This window comes from Flavobacterium sp. OHVDL-2026-0007, assembly GCF_059882335.1.
In genome coordinates, this window is the sequence record NZ_CM187612.1 from 3,228,835 (window position 1) to 3,253,511 (window position 24,677).

At 34.4% G+C, this 24,677-nt stretch carries 20 protein-coding genes; 8 read left to right on the plus strand and 12 right to left on the minus strand.

All coding sequences use genetic code 11. The annotated features are described in order from the left end of the window. Positions 1-79 precede the first annotated feature (79 nt). A complete protein-coding gene (locus tag AC51AA_RS13130) occupies positions 80-1,372 on the minus strand; it encodes a beta-helix domain-containing protein (RefSeq protein WP_500702688.1) in 1,293 nt (430 codons plus the stop codon). Positions 1,373-1,567: 195 nt separating this feature from the next. Next, positions 1,568-2,020, minus strand: a complete 453-nt coding sequence (locus AC51AA_RS13135) for a hypothetical protein (RefSeq protein ID WP_500702689.1) — start codon at positions 2,018-2,020, stop codon at positions 1,568-1,570. A 433-nt stretch (positions 2,021-2,453) separates the two neighbouring features. Between AC51AA_RS13135 and AC51AA_RS13140 the strand changes: the two genes are divergently transcribed. From AC51AA_RS13140 to recA, 4 genes are all read left to right on the plus strand, one after another. Then, on the plus strand, positions 2,454-3,602 hold the full coding sequence (locus tag AC51AA_RS13140; RefSeq protein ID WP_500702690.1) for a DNA polymerase III subunit: 1,149 nt from the start codon (positions 2,454-2,456) through the stop codon (positions 3,600-3,602). Positions 3,603-3,609: 7 nt separating this feature from the next. Next, complete coding sequence (locus AC51AA_RS13145) at positions 3,610-3,993, plus strand: DoxX family protein (RefSeq protein WP_500702691.1); 384 nt, start codon at positions 3,610-3,612, stop codon at positions 3,991-3,993. A 136-nt stretch (positions 3,994-4,129) separates the two neighbouring features. Then, complete coding sequence (locus AC51AA_RS13150) at positions 4,130-4,639, plus strand: acyl-CoA thioesterase (protein ID WP_500702692.1); 510 nt, start codon at positions 4,130-4,132, stop codon at positions 4,637-4,639. Positions 4,640-4,784: 145 nt separating this feature from the next. Then, positions 4,785-5,792: a recombinase RecA gene (gene recA / locus AC51AA_RS13155; protein WP_500705639.1), complete on the plus strand. Its 1,008-nt coding sequence runs from the start codon at positions 4,785-4,787 to the stop codon at positions 5,790-5,792. A gap of 563 nt (positions 5,793-6,355) precedes the next feature. Here the strand turns inward: recA and AC51AA_RS13160 are convergent. Then, the gene (locus tag AC51AA_RS13160; RefSeq protein ID WP_500702693.1) at positions 6,356-7,102 is read right to left on the minus strand and encodes a lysophospholipid acyltransferase family protein; all 747 of its coding nucleotides are present in this window, start codon (positions 7,100-7,102) and stop codon (positions 6,356-6,358) included. Between the two features lie 284 nt (positions 7,103-7,386). Between AC51AA_RS13160 and trpS the strand changes: the two genes are divergently transcribed. Together trpS and AC51AA_RS13170 are read left to right on the plus strand one after the other, a co-directional pair. Continuing rightward, positions 7,387-8,361: a tryptophan--tRNA ligase gene (gene trpS / locus AC51AA_RS13165; protein WP_500702694.1), complete on the plus strand. Its 975-nt coding sequence runs from the start codon at positions 7,387-7,389 to the stop codon at positions 8,359-8,361. Positions 8,362-8,820: 459 nt separating this feature from the next. Continuing rightward, on the plus strand, positions 8,821-9,789 hold the full coding sequence (locus AC51AA_RS13170) for an HU domain-containing protein (RefSeq protein ID WP_500702695.1): 969 nt from the start codon (positions 8,821-8,823) through the stop codon (positions 9,787-9,789). Between the two features lie 35 nt (positions 9,790-9,824). Here the strand turns inward: AC51AA_RS13170 and AC51AA_RS13175 are convergent, their stop codons facing one another. From AC51AA_RS13175 to AC51AA_RS13205, 7 genes are all read right to left on the minus strand, one after another. After that, positions 9,825-10,586: a hypothetical protein gene (locus tag AC51AA_RS13175; protein WP_500702696.1), complete on the minus strand. Its 762-nt coding sequence runs from the start codon at positions 10,584-10,586 to the stop codon at positions 9,825-9,827. A 156-nt stretch (positions 10,587-10,742) separates the two neighbouring features. Next, the gene (locus AC51AA_RS13180) at positions 10,743-13,022 is read right to left on the minus strand and encodes a helix-turn-helix domain-containing protein (RefSeq protein ID WP_500702697.1); all 2,280 of its coding nucleotides are present in this window, start codon (positions 13,020-13,022) and stop codon (positions 10,743-10,745) included. Between the two features lie 112 nt (positions 13,023-13,134). Beyond that, complete coding sequence (locus AC51AA_RS13185; RefSeq protein WP_500702698.1) at positions 13,135-13,716, minus strand: OmpH/Skp family outer membrane protein; 582 nt, start codon at positions 13,714-13,716, stop codon at positions 13,135-13,137. A 246-nt stretch (positions 13,717-13,962) separates the two neighbouring features. Further along, the gene (locus AC51AA_RS13190) at positions 13,963-14,811 is read right to left on the minus strand and encodes a class I SAM-dependent methyltransferase (RefSeq protein WP_500702699.1); all 849 of its coding nucleotides are present in this window, start codon (positions 14,809-14,811) and stop codon (positions 13,963-13,965) included. Positions 14,812-15,380: 569 nt separating this feature from the next. Next, positions 15,381-17,252 carry a tRNA uridine-5-carboxymethylaminomethyl(34) synthesis enzyme MnmG gene (mnmG, locus tag AC51AA_RS13195; RefSeq protein WP_500702700.1) on the minus strand — a complete coding sequence of 624 codons (1,872 nt, stop codon included), beginning with the start codon at positions 17,250-17,252 and terminating at the stop codon, positions 15,381-15,383. Positions 17,253-17,448: 196 nt separating this feature from the next. Beyond that, entirely contained in the window at positions 17,449-17,868 is a 420-nt protein-coding gene (gene ybeY / locus AC51AA_RS13200; protein ID WP_500702701.1) for an rRNA maturation RNase YbeY, read from the minus strand. After that, complete coding sequence (locus AC51AA_RS13205) at positions 17,865-21,197, minus strand: hypothetical protein (RefSeq protein WP_500702702.1); 3,333 nt, start codon at positions 21,195-21,197, stop codon at positions 17,865-17,867. Before AC51AA_RS13205 ends, ybeY begins: the two co-directional genes overlap by 4 nt. 162 nt (positions 21,198-21,359) lie before the next feature. Between AC51AA_RS13205 and gltX the strand changes: the two genes are divergently transcribed. Both gltX and AC51AA_RS13215 read left to right on the plus strand, forming a co-directional pair. Further along, a complete protein-coding gene (gene gltX / locus AC51AA_RS13210) occupies positions 21,360-22,865 on the plus strand; it encodes a glutamate--tRNA ligase (protein WP_500702703.1) in 1,506 nt (501 codons plus the stop codon). Positions 22,866-23,004: 139 nt separating this feature from the next. Then, positions 23,005-23,988 carry an SPFH domain-containing protein gene (locus tag AC51AA_RS13215; RefSeq protein ID WP_500702704.1) on the plus strand — a complete coding sequence of 328 codons (984 nt, stop codon included), beginning with the start codon at positions 23,005-23,007 and terminating at the stop codon, positions 23,986-23,988. Positions 23,989-24,012: 24 nt separating this feature from the next. Here the strand turns inward: AC51AA_RS13215 and AC51AA_RS13220 are convergent, their stop codons facing one another. Then, entirely contained in the window at positions 24,013-24,264 is a 252-nt protein-coding gene (locus tag AC51AA_RS13220) for a DUF6327 family protein (protein WP_500702705.1), read from the minus strand. A 2-nt stretch (positions 24,265-24,266) separates the two neighbouring features. Next, positions 24,267-24,617: a competence protein gene (locus tag AC51AA_RS13225; RefSeq protein WP_500702706.1), complete on the minus strand. Its 351-nt coding sequence runs from the start codon at positions 24,615-24,617 to the stop codon at positions 24,267-24,269. Positions 24,618-24,677: the final 60 nt, after the last annotated feature.

The window sequence follows — 24,677 nt, forward strand, 5'->3', positions numbered from 1 at the left end:
TGAGGCGATCACATAAATTGTGTCTGGGGACTTTATTAATAATTTACGCTTGGAAATAAAAATCTAAATCTTATTCTATTTATCTGTTGCCACTAGAGGCCGTAATTTTACCTAATTGCAGCCTGAAATCTGGCTTTTTAGGATTGAAAATGTCAATGAAGGTTTCTCTGTTGTTACTTTGTGAATAAACGTTGAAAAACACGCTATTTCCATACCAGCTCTCTAAGTCTTCATTGTTTGAATTGTACTCTGTAAAGATATTTCCATTACATAGGTTGAAATACATTTCTTCAAATTTGATTTTCTTAAGATTAGCATCATTAATTTCTGTTTTACTGTCTAATAAAACAGCTGGATTAAATCCTGAGATAACAGAGCGCTTCATCTCTAGTGAAGCAAATTCAGCTACATAAACAGCCTCTTTTACTAAACCTGATTGAATATCCGCTTTAATATTTTCACTATCATTAAGCATCGTTATGTTTGTTGCTACAACTAAAGTTTGTTTTTTAGTAAAATCTGTTTCATTTTTCTTTTCATAAGATCTAACTTCCATACAACGAGAACCATCCTTATTACTTGATAAATACGATGACCTCACGGCTAATGAATTGAATAAACGACATTGAGCACCTTGTGTGAATTTATAGTCATCATTAATTGATTTATAAGAAACCAATTTAGTAGCATTTACGTCTCCTCCGAAAAAGGCAAATGAATCTCCTCCAGAATAGCTAACCATGATATTTTCAAGTATTGTTTTAGATCCAACACCAGCTATAGTTAAACCGTTAAAAGTGTCAACACCTTTTACTTTTTTTCCTGCAAACTCTATTCTAACGAATCTTAAAATTCCAGAACTCGATGCCGCATTATCACCACCATAAGTAGTCAATGTCGGATCAAGATCGATATTGTAAGACCCCATATTTCCAAACTTATTGATTGGAGCATCACCAAGAATTACTAATCCACCCCAGTCACCAGATTTTTTCTGACTACGGTTTGAGGTAAATACAATTGGATCCGTTTCTAATCCATCGGCAATAATGGATGCACCCTTTGTAACTACCAATGTTCCTTTTGTCTCGAAATCACCAATAATTAAAGTACCTGGTTCTATGGTTAAAACAGCATTATTTGTTACATAAACATTGCCTTGCAAAACATAAATATTCCTCTTGAGCAATTTAGTATTAACAGAAATGTTTCCTGCTAAAATTTGGTTTGCTTCTCCATATTCTACTTTATTAGGCTTAAATTCGGTCCAGTTACTCAACCAATTGTTGTAGCCCATAATTCCTTTCTCTTGCTGAGCACTCATACTGGAGACTGTCAAAAGAATGCAGATCATTTGAGTAATTTTTTTCATGATAAAGGGTGTTACTAGGGTTAATAATAAATTTGGGTATGCTTAATATGACAAAACTCATCTCGAGTTTTCTGAATCATTTCAGGAAACTGCGAGAACGAGTTGTTTTATATATCTTTTTTATATGTTTTCTGAAAAATCAGTTCATACTTTTAAAAAAACATTTTAAAAAAGTTCTTAAATAGTGTCGATCAATTACATTTCGTTCAATTCGTTGAACTCATGTAATGATTTTAATGTGCTTTCATAAAATAAAATTGCAGCAATCAAATTACCTTTATCTGAATAAGGCATCATTTTTCTTTGAAATTCTACTGTTGTATCTAAAAATTGTGTAGTTCCCACTGCTTGAGAATCTAATACTTTTTTGTGATCGTTATCGTCTGGAATACCTAAGTCTGCCATCGTAACTCCTGGTTTTGTAACCAAAGCAATATATGGAAGGGTTTTAACTAAAACTTTAATACGTTCAATGTATAACTCGAGAAGCTCACCTTTTTGCATCGCGCTTAACTCCTTCTGATCGTGATATTTACGGATAAGAGCTGTTGTACTAATTATACTTCTTGGAGCATTTTTAGCTTGAGCTGAGACAGCCCCAGTACTCAAAATAAAAAAGGCACTAAATAAAATAATTTTCCCTTTCATAAATTCTAATTAAAATTGATTATTGATAAAAACAAAAATATAGAAATTAACTCAAATTGCAACTTTATTGATTTCTTTTTTTGGAAATAAACCTTAAAAAAACCTTAAAAACCAACCTTATGTCGAGAAAATCTGCGTTTTACCGAGGATTTTGTTAAAAATAATACAATTAAAACGGTAAGATATTAACTATTAAAAGAAATTAACATTTGAGATTAATAACCAAAAAATACCTACGATTACCTGTTATTGCAAAAAAATATTAACAAAAACTTCTTAATATCTCTCCAAATCAAGCTTGGTATTAACAAAATCAGCTAAAGTTAATGCAAATTTTTAGCTAAAAATCTCCCATATAAGCATAATTAAAAAGCACTAAATAAACTTTATACCGAAAATTTCTCACTAGATCATTTTCTGTTATCTTTGCTTCATGCAATTTTCTCAAATTTTAGGTCAAGATTACATTAAAAGTCACTTGATAAAAAGTGCAGCTTCAGGAAGAATTCCGCATGCACAATTGTTTATTGGACCAGAAGGAAGTGGTACACTGTCCACTGCTATTGCCTATGCGCAATATATTCTATGCAACAATACAGGTGATGAAAACGAAAACGGAAATCATTCTTGTAATTTAAAATTTCAAAACCTATCGCATCCCGACTTGCATTTTATCTATCCAACAGTAACCACTGAAGATGTTAAAACCAAGCCGAAAAGTTTAGATTTTATTCAAGATTGGCGCACTTTTATTCAAGACATGCCTTATGGAGGTTTATTCGATTGGTATAAACTTTTAGGCGTTCAAAATAAACAGGGCGAAATTAGGGTTGAAGACGCACAAGAAGTTTTAAAATCTCTGGCGTTAAAATCCTATGAGGGCGGTTATAAAATCATGATTATCTGGATGGCCGATAAGATGAATATCGCGGCTTCTAATAAATTACTAAAACTCTTAGAAGAACCTTCCGATAAAACCATTTTTATTCTTATTTCTGAAAATGAGGAAGACATTATACAAACCATACGTTCACGTTGTCAAGTAATTCACTTTAACGGATTACCTGAAAAAGTGATCGCAGAGGCATTAGTTTCTCAGCAAAATATAGAACAAAACGCAGCCTTAAAAATTGCACATCAAGCTCAAGGAAATTTTAGTAAAGCCTTGCATTTATTAAAAGAAGATGATGCTGAGCACCCTTTTGAACAATGGTTTGTCAATTGGGTTCGTGCCGCCTTTAGAGCTAAAGGAAATGCAGCTGCCATACAAGATTTGATTTCCTGGAGTGAAGAAATTGCTGGTTTAGGTCGTGAAAGCCAAAAAAAATTCATTCAGTATTGTATTGAAATGTTTCGTCAGGCACTTTTACTCAACTATCAAGCACCAAAGCTGGTATACATTGAACCAAAAGTCGACAAATTTAAATTAGAAAATTTTGCCCCTTTTGTAAACGGAAATAATATACATGACATTTTCAAGGAACTTTCAGATGCACAATATCACATTGAAAGGAACGGAAATGCCAAAATAATTTTAACTGATTTATCTATAAAACTGACTCGTTTAATTCATAAAAAATAATTTTCAAATGAATAATCCTGCATCCATTTTACTATTGGTATTTTTAGCTTTAACTTTCTTACAATCAGCTCATGAAAAGATTTTTGACTGGAAAGGAAATGTGGCTTGGCTTAAAGAACATTTTGCCTTAACAAAGCTAAAAAACCAGGTGCCCCTTGCCTTATTTCACCTCTTAGTTTTAGAATTAATTTCTGGTATTTTATGTGTAGTAGGCGCCATACAATTATTCTTAAATAACGACAGAGAATTCGGTTTTTATGGTGCTATTTTTTCGAGCATCACTTTGCTGATGATGCTTTTCGGACAGCGATTAGCTAAAGATTATGATGGAGCAAGAACCATAGTAATCTATTTTATACCTGCTGTTATGGCGGTGTATTGGTTGAATTAATTCAGCCCACTATATCTAAATACAATCCACAACGGATTAAAATAAAAAAAGACCACTGATTCCAGAGTAAGAAAAATAAAATACTACCCTTAGAATCTTGACAATAGGTGGCAAAAATGACTTATTATTAAAAAAAATGAATCCAAAACATCCTTCAGAATCCCTAACAATCTTAACTGATTTGGTTTTACCAAGTGAAACTAATCCTTTGAATAACCTTTTTGGCGGCGAACTATTAGCCCGTATGGATCGTGCAGCAAGTATTGCAGCCCGCAGACATTCACGTCGCATTGTAGTGACAGCCTCTGTCAATCACGTTGCGTTTAATAGAGCCATTTCCTTAGGAAGCGTTGTAACTGTTGAAGCGAAAGTGTCAAGGTCTTTTAAAAGTTCTATGGAAGTTTTCATCGATGTTTGGGTTGAAGATCGCGAATCTGGTAACAGAACCAAAGCCAACGAAGCTATTTATACTTTTGTTGCCGTAGATGATACGGGAAGACCAGTTGAAGTACCACCAATTGCGCCAGAAACAGAACTAGAAATACAACGTTTTGATGCTGCTCTGCGTCGCAAGCAATTGAGCTTACTTCTTGCTGGAAAAATAAAACCATCTGATGCTACGGAGTTAAAAGCCTTATTTTTATAGCCCAAAAAAAGGCATTGAAACTTCAAAAAAAAGAAGTATTTTTACACATTTACAAGCCCACATAAATCTAAATCAGCTAGTTATTAACTCCTCTGATTTATTTTTTTACAAAGAAAAAATTTTAATAATTTAGATGAAAGAAAAGATGAGTTCAGACAAAGAAGCCAAATTAAAAGCGCTACAACTTACGCTTGATAAACTTGATAAAACTTACGGAAAAGGAACCGTAATGAAAATGGGCGATAAAGCCATTGTAGAAGTAGAAACTATTTCTTCAGGCTCTCTAGGTGTTGATTTAGCTCTTGGGGTAAATGGATACCCTAGAGGTAGAATTATTGAAATATACGGTCCAGAATCATCTGGTAAGACAACATTAACCTTACATGCAATTGCTGAAGCTCAAAAGGCAGGTGGAATTGCAGCTTTTATAGATGCTGAACACGCATTTGATAGAAATTATGCCGAAAAATTAGGTGTAGATATCGAAAACCTAATCATCTCACAACCAGACAACGGAGAACAAGCTTTAGAAATTGCTGAAAATTTAATTCGTTCAGGAGCTATCGACATTGTCGTTATTGACTCTGTTGCTGCTTTGACTCCAAAAAGCGAAATTGAAGGTGAAATGGGAGATTCAAAAATGGGTCTTCATGCACGTTTAATGTCACAAGCTTTAAGAAAATTAACCGGAACGATTAGCAAAACAAATTGTACTGTTTTCTTCATCAACCAATTGAGAGAAAAAATTGGGGTAATGTTTGGAAATCCTGAAACGACTACTGGAGGTAACGCCCTAAAATTCTACGCTTCTGTACGTATTGATATCCGTCGTTCTTCACAAATTAAAGATGGAGAAAACGTGATTGGTAACCGTACTAAAGTAAAAATCGTAAAAAACAAAGTAGCACCGCCTTTTAAAACTGCAGAATTCGACATCATGTATGGAGAAGGAGTTTCTAAAACAGGCGAAATTCTTGATTTAGCGGTTGAATTTGAGATCGTTAAAAAAGCAGGATCTTGGTTTAGCTACGGAGATACTAAATTGGGACAAGGTCGTGATGCTGTAAAAGCATTAATCAAAGACAATCCTGAATTAGCCGATGAATTAGAGATTAAAATTAAAGCGCATATCAAAGAACTAGCGAACAATTAAAACATTGTCGCTTAAGTATTTGCCTCTTATATTCTTACCAACCAGAGAAGTTTTTAAAAACTTCTCTGGTTTTTTTTTATACTAAACCACAAAAATGACGCAACCATTTTCAAATAAGTCCATCTAGTAAATGGACCTTAAGATTTTGATTGGTATGGTCGTACATACATTTTTTCAACGATTTTTTAGGATTAATTGGTTTGGTTTGGTCAATTAAAGATCCGTTAGCTTTTAGGTTTGCTAGCGGATCTTTTACCTTTATTTTAAAAAAAACACTTCAACTCACGCAACCTTTTTCCTTTTTTGAACTCTACTATAGTGTGACCTTAACTTGAGTTTAAACCAAACTCTTTATTATCAATCCTTAATATTTTTAAACATGAAAGAGAAAATAGAAGTGTTGTACAGTAAAAACCGCAAAAAAACCAAACTAAAATTTAAAAAGGTATTACGTTTTATTTCAGAAAAAATCATTCACAGATAAGATTTTTGAATCAAAAGAGGTTTTTAATTCAAAAGAAAACCCGACAAACTAAAATGCTGTCGGGTTTCGTTTTGGCTATTTAAGCTTCTTTTTTGAAAGCAATCAATTCTTTGTAGATCAATTCTCTAACCTGATCGCGAAGTAATTTTCTATTCTCGGCCTTCAATCCTTTAGTTTGCACAAATGGCAAGGTTTTAATCCTCATTTTTCCTGGACTTCCACTAAAAAGAGTATACGAGAATCGTTTTTTATTATCCGCAAAAACAATGGGCACCACTGGAATTTGATGATCGATGGCTAAGCGAAAAGCGCCATCTTTAAAATCATCTAACAATACACTTTCATCATCAGGAACACCTCCCTCTGGAAAAATACAAATACTCAATCCTTGATTGAGTCTATTTTGTGCTCTTTTAAAAACTTCATTTTTACTTTTTGAAGAACTCCTGTCTACCAAAATACAGGTTCTTTTGTAGAAAAATCCAAACAAGGGAATCTTTGATAGTTCCTTTTTCCCAACAAAAACAAAAGGATTTTTGACCACTACCAACATTAACATAATATCGGTCATAGAGGTATGATTGGCCACTATCATATAACTTTTATGAGGTTCCATTAACTGTTCGCGTTCTATTTTATAATAAAACCCCATCCCAAAAAGGATGAATTTAGCCCAAATGCGGGCCATTTTAAAAAAATAGGGATAACCTCTCTCCGAGACGATAGAAATCAGTAAAAACGGCAGCATAATCAATATTGGGATAGCCATTAAGACATAAAACCAAATCCGCCATAAGACCCAAAAAACAATCTTTATTCCTTTCATGGTTTCAAATGTAAGAAAACCAAGGTAAATTTCACCAAAAGAATTATTCCCTACAAACTTTAGCTCCCTACCGACTTAGCCCTTACCAAACAAAATCTTAAAATAATCTCAAAACTACTGCTCTTGAGTAACCCATTCTCGAAAAATAATACCTAAAGCATCCTATAAAAAGGAAATACGCGAAAATTTCAAAAAACTTGGTGCAGTTTACGAAATACTTTGCAACTTTGCGTTTGAGAAAAAAACTTGCAATCTCTGCAGTTAAGAAAAAGAAAAAAACTAGAATGGCAAAAATACTTACTGGTGTTCAGAGTACTGGAACGCCACACTTGGGCAATTTATTAGGAGCAATTATTCCTGCAGTCGAATTATCAAATAATCCAGCCAACGAATCTTATTTGTTTATTGCTGATTTACATTCGATTACACAAATTAAAGATGGTGAAACCTTACGTGGCAACACGTATAGCACTGCTGCTGCTTGGCTTGCCTGTGGACTAAACCCTGATAAAGTTACCTTTTACAGACAATCTGATGTAACTCAAACTACTGAGTTAACTTGGTATTTAAGTTGTTTTTTTCCATTTCAACGTTTGACATTGGCCCACTCATTCAAAGACAAAGCTGATCGTTTGGATGATGTAAATGCCGGACTTTTCACCTATCCGATGTTAATGGCTGCGGATATTTTACTCTATAATGCAGAATTTGTTCCTGTTGGAAAAGACCAACTGCAGCATTTAGAAATCACTCGTGATGTAGCTTCTCGATTTAACCATCAGATGGGAGAAACTTTCGTCATTCCAGAAGCTAAAATTCAAGAAGACAGTAAGTTGATTCCGGGTACTAATGGTGGTAAAATGAGTAAATCCGCTAATAATATTATCAATATTTTCTTGGATGACAAATCACTCCGCAAACAAGTGATGAGCATAGAAACCGATAGCACACCACTTGAAGATCCTAAAAATCCAGATACCTGTAATGCATTTGCTATCTATTCTTTAATGGCAACCGAGGAGCAAATAGCTACAATGAGAAGCAATTATCTTGGTGGAAACTATGGTTATGGCCATGCTAAACAAGCTCTTTTTGAACTGATCACTGAAAAATTCAAAACAGAAAGGGAAAAATACAATTATTACATCACCAACCCTAACGAAGTGGAAGCGCTCTTGAAAAAAGGAGCAGCAAAAGCCACTTTAGTCGCTGATGCAGTTCTAGCAAAAGTTCGGGAGAAACTCGGATTTTCAAAATAAAATTTCAACCCGACAACTTTAAAAACTGTCGGGTTTTTAATTTAGATTACCCACTTTACTACTGGGCTTGGGTTTGATGGACACCAAAGCCACATCATCTTCTCCTACTCCTTTCAATACTATTGTTTTTTTCACGTTTTACACCCTTAATTCATCAGAAAAAGCAAAAAGAACACTACACACTTCCCTATTTCAAAAAGGCCCGCTAAGGACCAATTCCATCCCACTGCCTACATTCCAAAAAAACAAATACTAGTCCTAATTCACTAAATGATTACCTCAATAATAATAAGTTAATTCTTCCTAAAATACAGTTTTTTAAGTTTAGGCAACATTTACTGCAAAAAAACACAAACAGCTAACTACCTTAAAACAAATTAGATGTAAAAATTTACGAATTGTTAATAAAAATTGTGAATAAAATTTTGATAACTATATTCGTTGCCTAACTTTGTTACTATGAAAATCGAAACCTACATCGCACAGTTATTGTATCGTTATCAGTGTGTAACGGTCCCAGGGCTTGGGGCATTTTTAACCGAAATTCAATCGGCACAGCATAACGAAACTACTAATACATTTTTTCCACCGACAAAAATGATCTCTTTTAATAGCCATTTGAAAAACAATGATGGTCTATTAGCAAATCATATTGCTCAGTCAGAAAAAACATCATATGGTTTTGCTGTAACTGCGATCGCTTTTGAGGTTTTAAGCTGGAAGAAAACACTTGAAGAAGGTGGTATCGTACAGATCAAAAACGTAGGTGAAATTCGTTTCAATGCTGAAAAAAATATGATCTTTACCCCTAGTGACAGAACGAATTATTTGACTAGTTCTTTTGGACTAAGCCCATTTATTTCTCCGCTAGTTAAAAAAGAAGAGTTCGAGAAAAAAATCTCAGAAATATCAGAAAGAGAACCAGTTGCCTTATATGAAACCGAAGAAGAAGGAAAATCTTCAAATGCCTTTTTACGATATGCAGCTATCTTTGTCTTAGGTCTTGGTATTACAGGAAGCATTGGTTATCCTTTGTATCAAAATCAAATTGATGCTAAAACACTAATCGTGGAAAGCGCAGTCCAGAAAAAGGTTCAAAACAAAATACAAGAAGCTACCTTTTTCATTCAAAATCCACTTCCTGCTGTAACCCTTTCGGTAGATTCAGCAAAAGTAGAAATTGTCGAATCAGCAGCAATGCCGTATCACATTATGGCAGGCGCTTTTAGAAGCGAGAAAAATGCCAAAAAAGCCTATAATCAATTAGTAAGAGATGGTTATAAAGCCCGAATGCTAGATGAAAACAAACACGGCTTATTCCCTGTTTTGTACGGTAGTTATGCTACTATGGCCGAAGCGCAAAAAGCACAAAAAGAAATTCACAAAGGAGAAAATCCAGATGCCTGGATTTTAATCGAATCGCTATAAATCAATCAATCCTATTCTTAACCGAATAGGATTTTTTATTTTGCTATTATTTTGGCATTTTGACTAAAGATTACTTTACTGCCTTGATATAAAGTTACTTTAGCCGCAGCTGCATTTTTTTCCCCTACAACCACAATAGCGCATTCATAGAGATAAACACCTTTCTTGAATTCATATTGATGATTTCCACCTACACCTTCCAGAACCAACTTCCCACCATTTATCACTAAATCTGGCTTTTCTGTCATGTCTTTTTTGATCGACCAAGAGGCATATCTGTAGTTATTGTTGCCCAAATTATCGATTCTAATTTTGAACTGAGCTGTTTGTAAAATACATACTGGTGTTTGAAAAAAGGAGATACTAGGGTCTAAGTTTCTTTTCTGAGCATCCATTAATCGATTTTTAAGATCGGTTTCAAATTTAGATCGGTAATTGACCGCGATCAACCGACCTTCCGTATCCAACCAAATACTTCCTTGATTAAGCATTAGTCCTCGCAAACCCATATCATACCAATCTTTTCCTGGATTGGATCTGATGATTTCTTTTTTTAAAATAACATCGAAAATTTCCGAATAACGCTTCACAAACTCTGCTTTTCCCTCTATATCCGCTATGGGGTATTCCCTCTTTAACGGATAGGAAACCAGCTCACTAAGGGCGACTTTGTTATCACTCTTCACATGGGTGATAAAGCTCTTGATGTATTTTTGATATTCCGCTTTTAGATCCTGTGCGCAAGCAACATTACCCAAAAAAAGAAACAGTGTTAAATAGAATATACTTGTTTTCATATGGCTTCCCTTTTATAACTAATTCATTAAAAGATAAATTAATACAAACCTGTTTCACGTGAAAAAGCAAACCCTTGGGCTAAACCTTTTCTCACGAAAGCTGAAACTAAGCGCGGTGAATAATAAACCGGTTAGCCTACTCGATTATAAAATTAGCTAATTTATACTTGCCTTGAACATTTTTAGTTCGTCCCAAGTAAATTCATCACCGTGCTTTTCTTTTAAACCATTCAAAGACTCTTCTTGGTAAAACGCAAAAGCCTCTCGAAGCGCCAAAATTTTATCATAAGGCAACACAGCTGTGATTTCAATTTTTTTGGACTGAATCAGTTTTACCAGATGCATTTCAATGGTTTGCACCGTCAATTTACGTAATCGAGCAATATCCTCGATTGAATTTTTCTCCAACCACAAATCGTAGGTCTCTTCAACGGTTGTTTTCTTGACCTCTTTGGAATCGCTTTTATCTAATTTTTTAGCAGTATAACGCACCACAGGTCCGTCTAGTTTAAACATATCGGTATTGGTCATGTTAAGTTCCTCCCGAATTTTAGCTACTTTATCTGATTTGTAATTTTTAATCGCTGTAGACGTTAATTTTTCTTTACAGATGGTTTCGCCCGCCACAACTATTTCAATCAATAATTTGGCCTTCATTAGCCCTAAAACAGCCTTGGTTTGTAGATCATCTAGAAAAGCCAATTCTTCGTAAAATTCTTTTACTTTTTTAAACTTCTGAATTTCGGCCATCTTAATCAAAAGATCACTAACTAACTTGTCCATGGATTTAAAGAAATAATCGTAAGCTGCCTCTACCCTTTCTTGAACGAAAAATAGATCGACGGTTTCTTTATTAAAGATTTTATTGAGCTGATGAATGAATTTTTGCGAGGGATCTACAAGAGATTCCATGGCCTCTAAACGCTTTCTAGCCCAGAGCGCATGCTTTGATTTCTCTGAACCCGCCGCATTTTCGGTATAACTAAAACGATGGTTGCGCCATTCTTGGGCCAAATGGGTCCAATTAAAACTGTTAATCAAATAGTTATGTATGAAATTTTTAGTTTCAAAATGCAAGGAGTTCTTTAAAACTTCCTCGGATGCCTTATTTAAAGCGTAATCCATGACATCCTGATCGTTAGAAATACCATTCATCCGTATCGGAGAAAGCAAAACAAGCCCTTTTAAGGACGTTAAACGCGAAAGAGCTACATACGCCTGCCCAGGTGCAAAAACTTGCGATACGTCCACTGCTGCTTTCTCAAAGGTTAAACCTTGACTCTTATGAACCGTTATGGCCCAAGCCAACTTGATCGGATAGTGTGCAAAGGTCCCTAAAACCTCCTCTTCGATCTCTTTGGTGAGTTCGTTTACTTTGTATCTTATGTTTTTCCATTCGTATTTCTCGACTTCAATCATTTTATCCTCTTGAGGAAAATGAACAAAAATTTCTCCGGAAGAAAGCGTTTTTATAACCCCCATCTTTCCGTTAAAATAACGCTTCTCGGCTGACAAATCGTTCTTTACAAACATAACCTGCGCCCCCACCTTGAGTTTTAGGTTTTCCTCTACAGGAAAAATCTTTTCAGGAAAGTCTCCCACCACAAAAGGCTGATAAGAGAACTCTTTACCCCCTAAATCATTAATAGCCTGTTCATTAATGGTATCGGCTTTTGCATTGTGGGTAGTTAGCGTGATATAACCGCTATTGTTTTTTAAATCAAAATCTGGTTGAACATATTGGTTCAAAACCTCAATATCCTGTGGGCTTATTTGATTGTTACGCAGATTATTTAAAACAGAGATAAAAGCATCATCACTTTGGCGGTAAATCTTAGACAATTCAATATACAACGGAGGATTTTGCTGGATCACATGTGAATGAAAAAAGAATTTTCCTTTGTAATAATTTCGCAGCGTGCGCCACTCCTCATCTTTAACCACAGGCGGAAGTTGCAATAAATCGCCAATAAAAAGTACCTGAACCCCTCCAAAAGCTCTTGTATTCTTGCGAACAGTTTGCATCATAAAATCAATAGCATCCAGTAGATCAGCCCGCAACATACTCACTTCATCAATAATAAGTAATTCCATATTGCGAATCACATTACGCTTGACATTATTCATTTTGAAATGTCTTCGCAAGCTTTCTTTGTTCTCAAATTTTACTGTTTCGGTAAATTGAGACGGCTCTTCAAGGGTCGGAATAAAAGCCGAAAACGGCAGCTGAAACATAGAATGAATCGTCACTCCCCCAGCATTTAAGGCCGCAATCCCTGTAGGAGCCACCACTACCGTATTTTTGTGAGTCGTATTAATGATTTCGCGCAAAAGCGTCGTCTTACCTGTACCTGCTTTTCCAGTGAGAAAAATAGATTTTTGCGTCTGATTAATAAATTGTAAAGTGTAAGCGGCTGCTTCTGAAACGTTATGCATTGGATCCATATTGAGAACGAGAACTATCGGGTATTTATAAAAGAAAAAAACCTAAATCTACTGATAGATTTAGGTTTTTCAAAATTAGTTAATTGGTTAGTTAGTAGGGCAATTATTTTTTAGCTTCTGCACCTTCTTTAACAGCCGCTTTTTCTTCTGTTTTCGGAGCCGATTTGTATTTGTCATTCAAGGCTTTAACAACATCTTTTGTAATGTCATATTTCTCTTCAGCATATAATATTGACGCTGCATCACCTGTTCCGTAGATATAAGAATAACCGTTTTTCTTCCCGTAATCCTTAATGAATTTTTTAACTCCACTTACTAGAGAATCCATTTCCACACCACTTTCTTGTTGCAATTGTTGAGACAACTGCTGTTGAGCATAACCTAACTGTTGCTCTCTTTTTTGAAGCTCAGCACCTCTTTGTTGAGCCCAAGCTTGACCATTCGCTTGTGCTTGACTTTGAAAATTAGCAGCGTCTTGTTTAAAACGAGTAATTTCAGCTTGTAGTTGTCTGCCCTTTTCTTCAGCTTGAGCTTTATACTTTGCTTCAAGATCTTTTGCTTCAGTGTACTCTTTCATTAAAATCGAAGTATCCACGTACGCCGTTTTTACTTCTTTAACTTCTGCTGTTTTACCACATGAAACAACTAAAATTGAAACTGCGATAATTACTAATGCTTTTTTCATTTTTTAAATTTCTAATTTTTTAATGTATAGAAGACAAAAATATAAAAAAATAAATAGCATCGACATAAAGTTTAAAAAATGCTAAAATTTTATCATATTGTTTTTATTTATCAAAAGAGAAATATCAATAATTCAACACTATCAAAAACGACTTTCATAGCTTTTATTAGAGACAAAATCTCAAAAAAGACATAATCTTACCCCAGTAAGGCATAGAAAAGGTCTTAATCGCGTTAAAAACGCGTTTTACTTGTTTTTTAAGACATAAATATGCGAAGAATACTCTTTTGTTCGCCCCGCTTTTAAATTTGACTTTAAACCAATAAAAAATGCATTTACATAATTCATTTTTCCGGTTTTGTATTTTTCAGATAACAAACTCACATAAAAAGAATCAAATTTCATAGGAAGCACTTTTTCCAATTTCATATCTACTTTTCCAAAAAGCGTTTCAATGGCTTTTTTAGAGAAATGCCAAAAATGAATTGGCACATCATAAGCAGCCCAAAAAGAGTCATAATATTTTGCATCATAGGATTTAAAATTTGGAACCGCAACAATTAAAGTTCCAGTTGGTTTAAGCAAACGCTTTAATTCTTGAATTTGCAATTCTAAATTTGGAACGTGTTCTAAAACGTGCCACATCGTAATCACATCAAAACTATTATTTTCAAGAATACCAATTTCATTTACAAACAAAATTCCCTTTTGCTCTGCAATCCTTCTTGCTCGATCACTTGGTTCCACTCCAACGGTTTGCCAACCATTCTTTTTTGCCGTTAATAAAAAATCTCCGGTTCCCGCGCCAATATCTAATATTTTCCCTTTTTTAACTTGTTCTGAATTGATTAAATTTAATTTATTCTTCAGCGCAATATTTTTTACAAAATGATAGGCTTTTTCAAACAGCGAGCGCTTGTTATCGGTATGAGAAATATAATCTTCACTTTCGTAATATCTTCCTAAATCTTGTAAATCTGGTTGTGGTGATGTGATCAACATATCTAAAGCTTCATCATAATACAATTCGAAAATTTCTTTAGATACAGAATGGTCTTTAACAGTAAGAAAATGTTTTTTATTTAAAACGTCCATTTTTTAATTATAGGTTTTTTTAGAGAATTTGGTACTATTTTCATAAAAATATACGCTAGCCTATTTTTATGCATTTTTTTATAATCTTAAAATTGAAACAAAACGAGATATCTCCGATTTACTCCATTATTTCTTTTATTCTTAATCTTGAATTCCTCAATGATATCAAGACTTCACAAAGTAGTTTCACGTGGAACAATCCTTTTTACTACGGTTTTATTGGCTTGGTATTTTCAAAACCACTTATGTAGGTTTTTCCAACTTCAGCAATACAAGAACGCAGTAAAAGAAACTGCTATTGAAATCGACTTCTCCTCCTTGTTATTTTTCTGGGTTACTCTCTTTCCAATTTCATTTAAGAAAAAATTAAAACACAATCGTTACTTTGTTGCAACTGACGCAAAAAAACAAGAAGCATTTTGTTCAGCATAATTTCCAAATGAAAAAAGAAAAAAATACAATTCTATTCTTTTGCGCTATAAGTCTAATCCTTTTTCAGCTTTCCATAATTCAAAAACGAAATCAAACTCAGCGAACAACAAAAAGCCGTATATGAATACGGCTTTAGATTATCGTCCCATATAAATCAGCAATACCGAAATATCACTCGGAGAGACACCACTAATTCTTGAAGCCTGAGAAATCGTCACCGGACGAATTTTACTCAATTTTTGTTTCGCTTCAATGGACATGGATTTAATTTTATTGTAATCGAAATTTTCAGGAATCTTCACATCCTCTAATCGCGTTAACTTATCCGCATTATTTCTTTCTTTTTCGATATAACCAGAATATTTCACTTGAATCTCCGCTTGCTCCAAAATTTCCTGATCAACATCATTTGCTTCAATGTATTCTTTTACCTTCTCAAACTTCATCATGTCTTCTAAATCGATCTGAGGACGAGAAAACACTTTAAACATTTTATCTCCTTGCGCTATTGGAGCAGTTCCTTTCGATTCTAAAATCGGATTGGTTTCAGCAACCGAAACACTTGTCTCTTTGAAAAAAGCAACCATCTTTTCAGATTCCTTTAATTTCTTTTCCATTCGACGCAAACGCTGTTCAGAAGCAAGACCAATTTCAAACGACATCGGCGTCAATCTAAAATCAGCATTATCCTGACGAAGCAAAGTTCTGTATTCAGCTCTTGAAGTAAACATTCTATAAGGCTCTTCCGTTCCCTTGGTAATCAAATCATCAATTAACACTCCAATATAAGCTTCGTCACGTTTCAGAATCAAAGGTGCTTTTTCATGCACTTTTAAATGCGCATTTATTCCAGCCATCAAACCTTGCGCTGCCGCTTCTTCATATCCTGTTGTTCCGTTTATTTGACCAGCAAAATATAAACCTTCTACTAACTTTGTTTCCAAAGTATGTTTCAATTGCGTCGGCGGGAAATAATCATATTCGATGGCATAACCCGGACGGAAAAATTTCACCTTTTCAAAACCTACAACAGAACGCAAAGCTTTGAACTGAATATCTTCTGGAAGTGAAGTTGAAAATCCATTCACATAAACTTCACACGTATTCCATCCTTCTGGCTCAACAAACAATTGATGACGCTCCTTATCTGCAAAACGGTTTATCTTATCTTCTATCGAAGGACAATACCTTGGCCCGAGACTTTTGATCCTTCCATTAAACATTGGCGAACGATCAAATCCTTCTCTCAAAACATCATGAACAGTCAATGACGTGTACGTCATATAACAAGATCGCTGATTGGTCAGCGGAGTCGTCAAATCCGAATACGAAAACTTGTCCGGTTTAGCATCTCCTTTTTCTTCATTCATCTTTGAATAATCCAAAGAACGACCATCCACTCGTGGTGGTGTTCCCGTTTTCATTCTACCCGATTCAAATCCTGCTGCAACCAAATCTTCAGTGATTCCATAAGCTGCACTTTCACCAGCTCGACCTCCACCAAATTGCTTTTCCCCAATATGAATCAAACCATTCAAAAAAGTTCCATTGGTCAAGACTACAGATTTAGAACGAATCTCCACTCCTAAAGAAGTTTTGATTCCTTTCACTTTTCCGTTCTCGATAATCAAACCTTTAACCATCTCTTGATAAAAATCCAAATTAGGAGTTCCTTCCAACATCATTCTCCATTCTTCAGCAAAACGCATTCGATCACTTTGAACTCTTGGAGACCACATCGCAGGTCCTTTCGATTTATTCAACATCTTAAATTGAATCGCAGTTCGGTCCGAAACAATTCCAGAATATCCTCCCAACGCATCAATCTCTCTCACAATTTGTCCTTTTGCAATTCCACCCATCGCTGGATTGCAAGACATCTGAGCAATGTTCTGCAGGCTCATTGTAACCAATAAAGTTTTAGATCCTAAATTTGCTGCCGCTGCCGCGGCCTCTGAACCAGCATGACCTGCCCCTACTACAATAACATCGTATTCTTCTAAAAACATTTTGTTTTATTATTCTCTGCAAACCGTTTAAGGCGGTTTTCAGAATTAACTTCTCTTTATTTGTTCCACGTGGAACGCTTTAAAAAATACTTTTTAATTATGTTCCACGTGGAACACGATTAAATCTATTCTCTTTAAAATTTAAAATGTTTCACGTGGAACATCTTGTCTTAGCTTTTAAAAAGAGATATTTAATTTACTGTTCCACGTGGAACAGCGCTATTTTTTCATCTTCTTTAGCACGCATAATCTCAGCGTCCTGCTCTGTTTTATCCTTGTATCCACAGTAATGTAATATACCATGAGCAAGAACTCGCTTTAATTCTTCTTCAAAAGAAACATTAAAATCTTTCGCATTATCTTCTACTCTTTCAACAGAAACAAATATATCTCCATTAAGTTCGTTTCCGACAGTATAATCAAAGCTGATAATATCCGTCAACGTGTCGTGATCCAAATACTCTACATTAATCTTATGAAGATATTCATCATCACAAAAAATATAATTTATTTCACCTTCGTTTTTATTCTCTGAAACAATTACACTACTCAACCATTCAGCAAAGGCTTCTTCGTTCTCTAGTGTAAATTCCGATTCGTAATTAAAATTGATCATTTTTTATTAAAATATTCTTGAACCTTTTGGTTAAAATTTGAGCGCAAAGGTAGTGATTGTCTGTTTAAAATCTCTACACTGTTTAAATAATCCACCAATGAATTCGGTAATGCATTAGCTCTATTAGTAAAATTCGTTTTATTGCTTTCAGATTGGCGTTTAGTATCTTGGCCCTGTTCTTGAACAGCATTGTTTAATTTCAATAATTCTTGTTGAATATTTAAGATCCTTTGCAGGTTTTCATTCTTAAATCCCTTATTTAAAAGTTGCTTTTCTGATTGTTTCATTTGATCCAAAACTCCCTTTCCTTGAGAATCTAAACCTTGCTTAGTCAATTCCTTTTGTAACGCTTCACGAAGTTTTACCTGTTCTTTATAAATTTCCATGATAGCCTCAGCATCCCCTTCTCCATCATTACCCTCTTTTCCATTACCACCCTTTTTATCTCCTTGACCTTGTTTTCCATCTCCATCCTTGCCTTGACCATTCTTTCCGTTTTGTCCCTCACCAGGTTTCTCCCCATCTTTCATACCTGCCTTCATCTTATCACCTAAACCTTTCTGCTTTTTAATAATATCTGGTAATTGCATGCCTTGACCATCTCTTGGTTTTGGTTTACCCGCTCCAGGTTTGGACATTGCCATCTGCATATTGTTCAATAAATCACTCAAAAAATCAGCAAGCTTATTAGCAGAAGAGACAGCATATTGTTGGTGTGAAACTCCTTTTGGAATCTGAACATCTGTTAAAACTTCTATTGCCTTATCAATATTGTATTGCACATTACCTATTTCTTTCGTTACTTCCTCCGCAACTTTAGGGTTACGCAATGATAAAGCAAACAAACTATCGTCTACATATTTAAATTGCTGCTTTAAATTTTGCTGTATTTTAATATTCTTAGTATAGGCTGAAGAACCCAACTTCATAGATTTAAATTGTTTCATAACATCTTCCTCAGACAATGAAAAAGCCAAAAGATTATCTAATATCTGTCGCAACATCGCCACGTCTTCCTCTAGTTGTTCTTGATCTCCACCTTCCATACTTGCTTGCATTTTATCTGCCATGCCTTTCATTTTCTTTGCAGCATTCTTCTGTTTTGGTTTAGCCGAAGCAGTATTCTTTTTGCTCAATTCTTCAGCAGCTTTTTGCAGATCATCCTTCACCTCTTTCTCCTTTGCGGCATCAGCAGGAATATCTAATGGATTTTTCAATGTCTTATTTTCTTCTTTCAAATCTTTAAGATCCTCTTGAATTTTATCAAATTCCTTGTTGATTTCATCTTGCTTATCCGAGGTATTCTCCTTTTCTTTATTCGAAAGGCTTTCCTGTTTATCGGCAAGTTTATCCAATTTTTCAGCAACTTGTTCTGCTTTCTTAGACACATAAAAACGCTTGGTTAACTCGACCAATTGTTCTAAGTTACGCGATTGATTTTTACTGATTTGTTTAAATTTTTCCATCTTATCAAACAAATCTTCACTATTTAATTTATCATTTAAATTCTTTAATTCATCTAAAAGCTTTTCATTCTTCTCCAAATCTTTGTCCGCATTATCCAAACGCTTTTGTAAATCATCAGCCGTTTTATCTTTTTTCTCAGTTTTAAACTTGTCTAAATTCTGATTCATTTTCTCCGCAAATTGTTTCATCAACTCGTCCTGCTGTTTCTGACGCTTGATGAAATCATTAATTTTCTGCTGATCTTTGAACTCCAAATTTTCCTTTTCTTTACCTGTATTCTGAATCTTATCCATTTCCGAAAACTGCTTCTTCTGATTCTTTAAAGATTTTTCTAGACTATTAATATTACCACTTTGTTGCTGTAACTCGACATCCTGAATTTCATCCGAGGTCGCTACTCGATCTGAAAAAACAGAAGACTTTGTACTTTTAAAATGATGAGGCGCATCATTGTCATAAATCTCAAAATAGTATTCATATGATACCCCTTCCACCACCACTAAATTACTGGGAAAGTTAAAAACAAACTGATCAAACACTCCCTGCTTAACAGCAATTGTTCCACGTTTGACAGTACCAGGTTTACCGCGTTCGTAATACACCACTTGTAACTTAGACAGGCCATAATCATCTCCCACTCTTCCTAAAACATAATTTTTATCCAGCTTTAAACTATCTGGTGCAGGGGTCACATTGATCGTTGGATGCTGATCTTTGATTACCGCCAACTGATACCCTAACTTTTCGTAGTTTTTAACCTTGTTATTAGAGGTAAGAATTTGATAATCTGTGTTTTGTACTATATTTTTACTCAATTTAAACTCATTATCAGCCTTTTTAAACTGAAAACTACCTTTTTCATCCTTCCAAACAATTTCTTGGGTAGATTGCGTCTTCATTTTCCAAGTCACCAACGTACCTTCTGGTACAATAGCATTCCCTGTTCCTTGAACAGTTTCACCTTTTCTTTTAAGATAAGAAGGAAAATTTAAGACCATTTCAAAATTTGCAATAGAGGGAACAGTGACCACTTTTAGCACATATTGATCCGATGTGACACTATTGGCTTCAAAGGAAAATTCAACATTACTAATGGGCTTCTCAATTTTAAATTCAAACTTCCCTGTTTGAGACGATTCCATAAAATAACTCTCATCCCCAATATGAATCATGACATTCTCAGGCACTACTTTTCCAACTGATTCAATTTTGATCACAAAATCTCTATTCTGTTCTGTTTGTAAATTGTTGTTCAAAACCACAAATTTAAACGGAGCTGGAGGTAGAAATGAAGCATTAAAATGTACCACCCTATTTAAACTTTGCGATATAATATTGCTATTTCCAGAAATATAAAATACACCAAAAAGTAATAATGGAATAAGTGCTAACGGTACATATTTTCGATTCGCACTAAAGTTAATGGCATTGGTAAACGGAATTGGTTGCAACGATTTGGCTTTTTGTTCTATCGAGGCCAACATTAATTCTGAATTATCAGATGAACTTTCAGCGGCAGACAATTGCAAAAAATTTGTCAGTTTATCTCGTACCTCTGTAAAATGATTCCCAATAATAGCAGAGGCCTCGTTGTAATCTATACCACGTTGAAGTTTGAAAAGCTTGAAAATCGGAAACAAAATAAAACGAAAAAACAAGAAAACTTCAACGCCTACGAAAACCCAAAATAGCAAGGCCCTTCCAAAGGGTTTTAACCAAAGAAAGTACTCCACAAAAAGCGTCAGCAAAAAGTACAACAATCCAAAACCTGTAAAAAGAATTACTCCTTTTATCAATTCGTTTGTATAATATTTTTTAATAAATGCCTCTAGCTTTAGATATATAGCAGATGTTGTTTTCAAAATGAATCTGTTTTACTTATAACCCATAAATGTACTAATTATAATAATATCTTTTTAACTAACAACGCGTTCAACCTATTTAAACTCATCTCGGTAAAATCTAAAATCAACATTCTTAAATCTAAAATCATAAAACGTATCTTTGCACCAAAATTTAAACAAATGTCAAAGCAAGTTCGTGTGCGTTTTGCACCAAGTCCTACAGGACCTTTACATATTGGCGGAGTTCGTACTGCCTTATTTAATTATTTATTTGCCAAAAAAAACAATGGTGTTTTTTATTTACGAATAGAAGATACCGATCAAACTCGTTTTGTTCCCGGTGCAGAGGCTTATATCATGGAAGCCCTAGAATGGTTAGGAATAGCTCCTGATGAAACCGTTGGTAAAAATGAAAAATTTGGTCCATACAGACAAAGCGACCGAAAACATTTATACCAACAATATGCTGATCAATTGATCAATTCTAACTGGGCCTATTATGCTTTTGATACTCCAGAAGCATTAGACGCACATAGAAAACAACATGAAGCCGAAGGAAAAACTTTTATATACAATCATCACAATCGTGAAAAGTTAGATACCTCTTTAGTTATTTCTCCAGAGGAAACTGCTAATAGAATTGCCAATGGAGAACATTATGTGATTCGTTTCAAAACCCCAGTGGATGAAACTTTACATTTAAAAGATATTATTCGTGGCGATGTAAAATTTGAAACCAATCTTTTAGATGATAAAGTTTTATTTAAAAGTGATGGTATGCCAACGTATCACTTAGCCAATATTGTGGATGATCATTTAATGGAAACTTCACATGTAATACGTGGTGAAGAATGGTTGCCTTCTATGCCTTTACATGTTCTATTATACAGAGCTTTTGGTTGGGACGCTCCAGAATTTGCCCATTTACCTTTGATTTTAAAACCAATTGGAAATGGAAAACTATCAAAAAGAGATGGAGATAAATTAGGTTTCCCAGTATTTCCTCTAGAATGGACAACAGCAGAAGCCGTTTCCTCCGGTTATAGAGAAAATGGATTTTTCCCTGAAGCTGTCATCAATTTCCTTGCTTTATTAGGATGGAATGATGGAACGGAAAAAGAATTATTCTCTTTGGAAGAATTAGTAGCTTCTTTTGACTTAAACAGAGTACATAAATCAGGCGCAAAATTTGATCCAGAGAAAAACAAATGGTTCAATCACCAATATTTGATCAAACAAAATGATGCAGATTTAGCCCAGAGCTTCGCTCCTATTCTTACTGCAAAAGGATTTTCTACACCAATAGAAACCACAACAAGAATTGTTTCATTAATCAAAGAAAGAGCTCATTTTGTATCTGAATTTTGGGATTTAACGGATTTCTTTTTCCAGGCACCCACTGCTTACGATGAAAAAGCAACTAAAAACTGGAAAGAAGAAACACCAACACTAATGCAAGAGTTGATTTCCGTTTTAGAAAATATAGAAGATTTCACTTCCGTCACTATCGAAACAATAGTAAAAGATTGGTTAACCAAAAATGAAATTGGAATGGGTAAAGTAATGCAACCCTTTCGATTGAGTTTGGTTGGAGCCTTAAAAGGTCCTCACCTATTTGATATTGTGGAAATTATTGGAAAACAGGAAACAATATCCAGAATTCAAAAAGCCATAGCTACTTTATAATCCAAGCTCAAGATTAAAAGTCACTCCATAAACGCTAAGAGACACTACAAAATGTCCTTAGCGTTTTTTTATGGATTACAATTTAAAATTGGAGGAATTTTCGTAATTTACCAGATCATAAAACTAAATTAATAACACCATGGGTACAGCATTTATTATTCTAATAGTCTTCGGATTATTTATTTTGATGTCTTCTTTTTTTACAGTGAAACAACAGTCGTCTGTTGTTATTGAAAGATTCGGAAAATTCTTAAGCGTAAGAAATTCAGGATTACAGTTAAAAATTCCTTTAGTTGACCGATTGGCCGGACGTGTAAACTTAAAAATCCAACAGTTAGACGTCATCATCGAAACCAAAACTAAAGACAACGTTTTTATTAAAATGAAAGTTTCGGTACAATTTAAAGTGATTCAAGAAAAAGTATATGATGCTTTTTATAAATTAGAATATCCACACGATCAGATTACAGCTTACGTTTTTGACGTAGTGCGTGCTGAAGTTCCTAAACTAAAATTGGATGATGTTTTTGAAAGAAAAGATGATATCGCTATCGCTGTAAAAAGAGAACTAAACGAAGCCATGACCACTTATGGTTATGATATCATCAATACTTTAGTAACGGATATTGATCCAGATATTCAGGTAAAAAATGCGATGAACAGAATTAATGCTGCTGACAGAGAGAAAACCGCAGCGGAATTTGAAGCAGAGAGTTCAAGAATCAGAATCGTAGCTAAAGCAAAAGCGGAAGCGGAAAGCAAACGTCTACAAGGTCAAGGTATAGCAGATCAACGTCGTGAAATCGCTAGAGGTTTAGTCGAAAGTGTTGAAGTATTAAACAATGTGGGTATCAATTCACAAGAAGCATCAGCTTTAATCGTGGTTACACAACATTATGATACCTTACAAGCTATCGGTGCAGATGCCAATTCAAACTTAATATTATTACCTAATTCTCCACAAGCTGGAAGTGATATGTTGAACAATATGGTAGCCTCCTTTACAGCCTCCAATCAAGTTGGTGAAATGATGAAGAAAAACAATAAAAAGGTAGTCAAACCAAAACCTATTGAACCACAATCAGGTTACGAAGATGATATTCAACCTGAAGTAAAAGAATAATCTATATATAAACAAAAAAGAGGCTTAGCCTCTTTTTTTGTTTATAAACCAACTAATAACGTAAGGTAAAACACTTTGTAAGATCTTACCATACGAATTAGAAAAGTAATCTTTATAGGAAGATACGAATCCATTTACAATCGAATGAGGAGTAAGACTCTCCTTCGTTTGTTTTACAGTCAATACTAATTTATGATAATTAATTTCTTTCTGTAATTTCAATACTTCTAAATCTCTCTCAATCTCAGCATACGATGAATATTTCTTAGTTTCCATAATTAATCATTAAAAAAGATTTCTGAAAATTTTTCCAATATCGGGCCTTCAACAAATTTCTCTTTAATAAAGAAAAGTGAAATGGTCAACACCAAGTATATCCCTCCTACTGTTAAAAATCCCAAAGTAAAACTTCCAAAATAAGCGCTAAAGGCATAAGCTGCGGCAAAGGATCCAAAAAGCAAAACCATACAGAAACAAACTAAAATCAAGGTAAACTTAAAAATTAATGTTGTCGATTTCATGGCAACCTTAAATCCCCAAAGCTTATAATAAGCTAAATGACTATCTAGGTATACTTTAGCCTGATCTTGAATACTTTCAGTATTTTCTTTTAATTCTTCAAAAGCCATAGTTGTAATTTTAATTAAAAAAAGAAGCACAAAACTCCAGATAAAATAATTGAGTTTTTG